This is a genomic window from Sporichthyaceae bacterium, assembly GCA_036269075.1.
Classification (GTDB): domain Bacteria; phylum Actinomycetota; class Actinomycetes; order Sporichthyales; family Sporichthyaceae; genus DASQPJ01.
In genome coordinates, this window is sequence record DATASX010000054.1 from 1 (window position 1) to 3,609 (window position 3,609).

Sequence of the window (3,609 nt, forward strand, 5' to 3'; positions counted from 1 at the left end):
GGCCCGGTTGCCCGGGCCGCCGACCCGACTACTGCGTTGTTACTGCTCCGAGCCGAGCGCCGCGGCGTTCGCGCCCGCCCCGGCGGCACCCGCGCCCGCACCGGCGCCGCGGTTGCCGCGACCACCGAAGCCGGTGGAGCAGGAGCCGTTGACGGCCGGGCGGATGGTGATCGAGCTGGCCGTGACCGCACCGGTGCTGGAGTCGGTGCTGCCGATCGCGCTGACGCACTTGCCCACGGTGAGCGCGCTGTCAGCGGCCTTCTGGGTCTCGGTGTACGTCGTGGACGAGGTCAGCGTCACCGTGCGGGTGACGGTCGTGGTGGCAGCGGCGCCGGTCGCGCCGGTGGCACCCGGGGTGCGCTGGGTCATCGTGACCGTCATCGTGTCGCCGGAGATCGAGGCGACGGTGCCGTTCGCGCCGAAGCCGCCGCCGCCGAAGCCGCCGCGCGCGCCGCGGGCGCCGGTGGCACCGGTACCACCGGTGGCCCCGGCGGCCCCGGCGGGCGGGGTGAAGCTGCCGGCCGCGCCGCCGGCGCCCGTGGCACCGGTGCCGCCGCGGTGCCCGCCGCCGAGGCCGCCGCCCATGCCGCCGCCGCGCATGCAGCTGCCGCTGACCGCGTCGCTGATCGAGACCGACGCGGCGGTGATCGGCGCGGACATGTCCGGCGCCGCGCCCGTGGCGCCCGTGGCGCCGGTCTGGACCGGGGTCACCGAGACGCACTTGCCGACGGCGAGGTCGGACTGCTTCGCGCTGACGGTCTGGCTCACCACGGTCGAGGCCGTGTAGGTGACCGCTGTCTGCGAGCTCGCGCCCTGCACCTGCAGGGTCTTGCCGCTCACCGCGGCGATCTGACCGCTGACGCCGGGCGTGCGCGCCGCGCCCTGGCCGGCGGCGCCGCCGCCCGTGCCGGTGGAGTTGTTGGTGGCCGGGCTGGACGACGCGGCCGCGGTGCTGCCGTTGCCGCACGCGGCCAGCAGAGCCATCGTCGCACCGACGGAGGCGGTCGCGAGGATGGTTCGGCGAACCGCCGGTCTGCTGAGATTGCGCATTTCTGGTACCCCCTGAAGTCTGTTGTGCACTGGGCCGGTCTATTTCTGACTGCCAGTCAGAAGTGACCTGGCCAGTGTTGGATGCCCCCTCCGCGGTAAACGATGGGGCCTGCACCTTCAGCAATCCTGTGAAGTGACCGAAGCCTTCCTGTGACAGCAACCCCACAGAAATGCTTAGGTTTCCGGGCTTCTGGGGCGCAGGACGGGGACGCGAAACCGGGCCGGTTCGGCACAGGTGGTGTGCCGAACCGGCCCGGGTGTTCGCCTGATCCCGATGGCCGACGGGGTGTGGGGCCCCCGTTGCCCGACGAGCAGGTTTCGCTCGCGGATCAGGGCGTCCCTGGCGTCAGGGCGTGCGCAGCGCGTCGATCGGTGCGAGCTTGGCCGCGCGGGCGGCCGGGTAGACGCCGGCCGCGACGCCGATGATCAGAGACACCGCGAGGCTGCCACCGGCGACCAGTGGGCTGATGCTGACCGGTTGGTTCAGCATCTTGGGCAGGAAGTACGCCGCCCCGACGCCCAGGCCGAGCCCGAGGGCTCCACCTGCCAGGCCGAGGGTCGAGGCCTCGGTGAGGAACTGGCTGCGTATGGCTCGGGGTGTGGCGCCCAAGGACTTGCGTAGGCCGATCTCCTTGGTGCGTTCGGTGACCGAGACCAGCATGATGTTCATGACCCCGATGCCGCCGACCAGCAGGCTGATGGCGGCGATGCCGCCGAGCATGACGGTCAGGGTCTTGTTGGTCGAGGTCGCCGTCGCCACCAGGGACTGCTGGCTGGTGACGGTGAAGTCGGCCGAGGCCAGGGTCACGTTGTGGTTGGTGGCCAGGGCGTTCTGGGTCTCCTGGTAGGCCGCCGACAGGTCCGCGCCGGACTTGGCCTGCACGTAGATGGTCGACACCGAGGCCCGCGAGGCCGGCGCCGCCACCCGGGTGGCGTAGGTGCTCGAGGGCATGATCGCCATGTCGTCGTCGGAGGTCGAGGAGGCGGACGAGGAACCCGAGGAGTTCAGCAGACCGACGACCGTGTAGGTGGATCCGGCGATCTGCACCGACTGTCCGATCGGCGACGCGGTGCCGAACAGTTCGCTGGAGGTGTCCTGCCCGATCACGACCACCGGGTTGTCGGTGGCGATGTCGGTGGCGGTGATGAACCGGCCCTGGGTCACCGTGCGGTCCCGGGTGGTCAGCCAGTTCGGGCTGGTCCCGTTGACGGTGGTCGTCCAGTTCTGCGCGGTGGTCTGCACCACCTCGCTGGCCGAGGCGACTGCGGTGACCGCGGCGATGTCCGGTGCGACGGCCGGGTTTGCCAGCGTGCTCGCATCGGACTGGGACAGCGTGGTCGCCGACCCACGCCCGCCCCGGAAGCCGGTCGAGGAGGTCGTCGAGCCCGGCGTCACGATCAGCAGGTTCGAGCCCAGTTTGTTGATCTGGGAAGCGACCTGGGCCTGCGCGCCCTGACCGATGCCGACGGTGATGGTGACCGCGGCGATGCCGATCAGAATGCCGATCATCGTCAGGATCGATCGCATCCGGTGCCCGCGGATCGCTTCCAGGGCACTACGAGCGGTGTCTGTGGTTTTCATCGTCAGATTCCTCGCTGGCCCGGCAGGCCCAGTAGGCTCAGCAGGCTGTTGTGGGACATGTCGTCGGATTCGTCGGAGATGACCAGGCCGTCGGCGAGCTTCACCCGACGCGAGGCGCGCTGGGCAACCTCGGTCTCGTGGGTGATCAGCACGATCGTGGAACCGGCCGCGTGCAGGTCGGCGAACAGGCCGAGCACGTCGTCGGTCGATGACGAGTCCAGGTTTCCGGTCGGCTCGTCGGCCAGGATCATTGCCGGGTTGGTCACCAGGGCGCGGGCAACCGCCACGCGCTGCTGCTGGCCACCGGACAACTCGTTCGGCTTGTGCTCGAGCCGGTGGCCGAGGCCGACCCGCTCCAGGGCCTGGCAGGCCCGCTGCTTGCGCTCGGCACGGTTCATGCCGGCGTAGACCAGCGGCAGTTCGACGTTGCGCCAGGCCGTCAGCATCGGCAGCAGGTGGAACTGCTGGAACACGAAGCCGATCTCGGCGTTGCGCACGCCGGCCAGTCGGGTCTCGTCCAGCGTCGACACGTCGTGCCCGGCCAGCCGGTAGGTCCCCGAGGTCGGAGTGTCCAGGCAGCGCAGGATGTTCATCAGCGTCGACTTGCCGGAACCGGACTGGCCGATGATCGCCACGTACTCACCGACGTTGATGTCCAGGGACACCCCCTGCAGGGCCGAGACGATCTCGGCGCCGGTGACGTACCGCTTGGTGATGTCGGTCAGCGACAGCACCGGCAGCTCGGTCCCGGACTGCGCGCTCGGGCCTGCTGGCATAGTCAGCGCGCTCATCGGCGTGCCGCCCTTCTCGTACGACCGTCGGAGATGGCTGGGACTGTGACCTGGGTTCGTTCGCTGCGCTCGTTCACCCGGCACCCCCACCGAACCCGCCGAAGCTGCCGCCGCCGAAGCCACCGGTCGTTGCCGCGCCGGTCCCGCCGGTGCGGGCGCCGGTAGCGCCGGTGCCGGTCCGGCCGG

General features: G+C 70.8%; 3 protein-coding genes. All 3 read right to left on the bottom strand.

Annotated elements, in window-relative coordinates:
• Positions 1–39: 39 nt before the first annotated feature.
• The 3 genes from VHU88_09780 to VHU88_09790 all read right to left on the bottom strand — a co-directional run bounded on the left by VHU88_09780 (position 40) and on the right by VHU88_09790 (position 3,423).
• Positions 40–984 carry a DUF5666 domain-containing protein gene (locus VHU88_09780; protein ID HEX3611963.1) on the bottom strand — a complete coding sequence of 315 codons (945 nt, stop codon included), beginning with the start codon at positions 982–984 and terminating at the stop codon, positions 40–42.
• Positions 985–1,396: 412 nt separating this feature from the next.
• Positions 1,397–2,632 carry an ABC transporter permease gene (locus VHU88_09785; protein HEX3611964.1) on the bottom strand — a complete coding sequence of 412 codons (1,236 nt, stop codon included), beginning with the start codon at positions 2,630–2,632 and terminating at the stop codon, positions 1,397–1,399.
• Positions 2,633–2,634: 2 nt separating this feature from the next.
• Positions 2,635–3,423 (bottom strand): ABC transporter ATP-binding protein, encoded by a 789-nt coding sequence (locus VHU88_09790; GenBank protein ID HEX3611965.1) that lies wholly within the window; start codon positions 3,421–3,423, stop codon positions 2,635–2,637.
• Positions 3,424–3,609 lie beyond the last annotated feature (186 nt).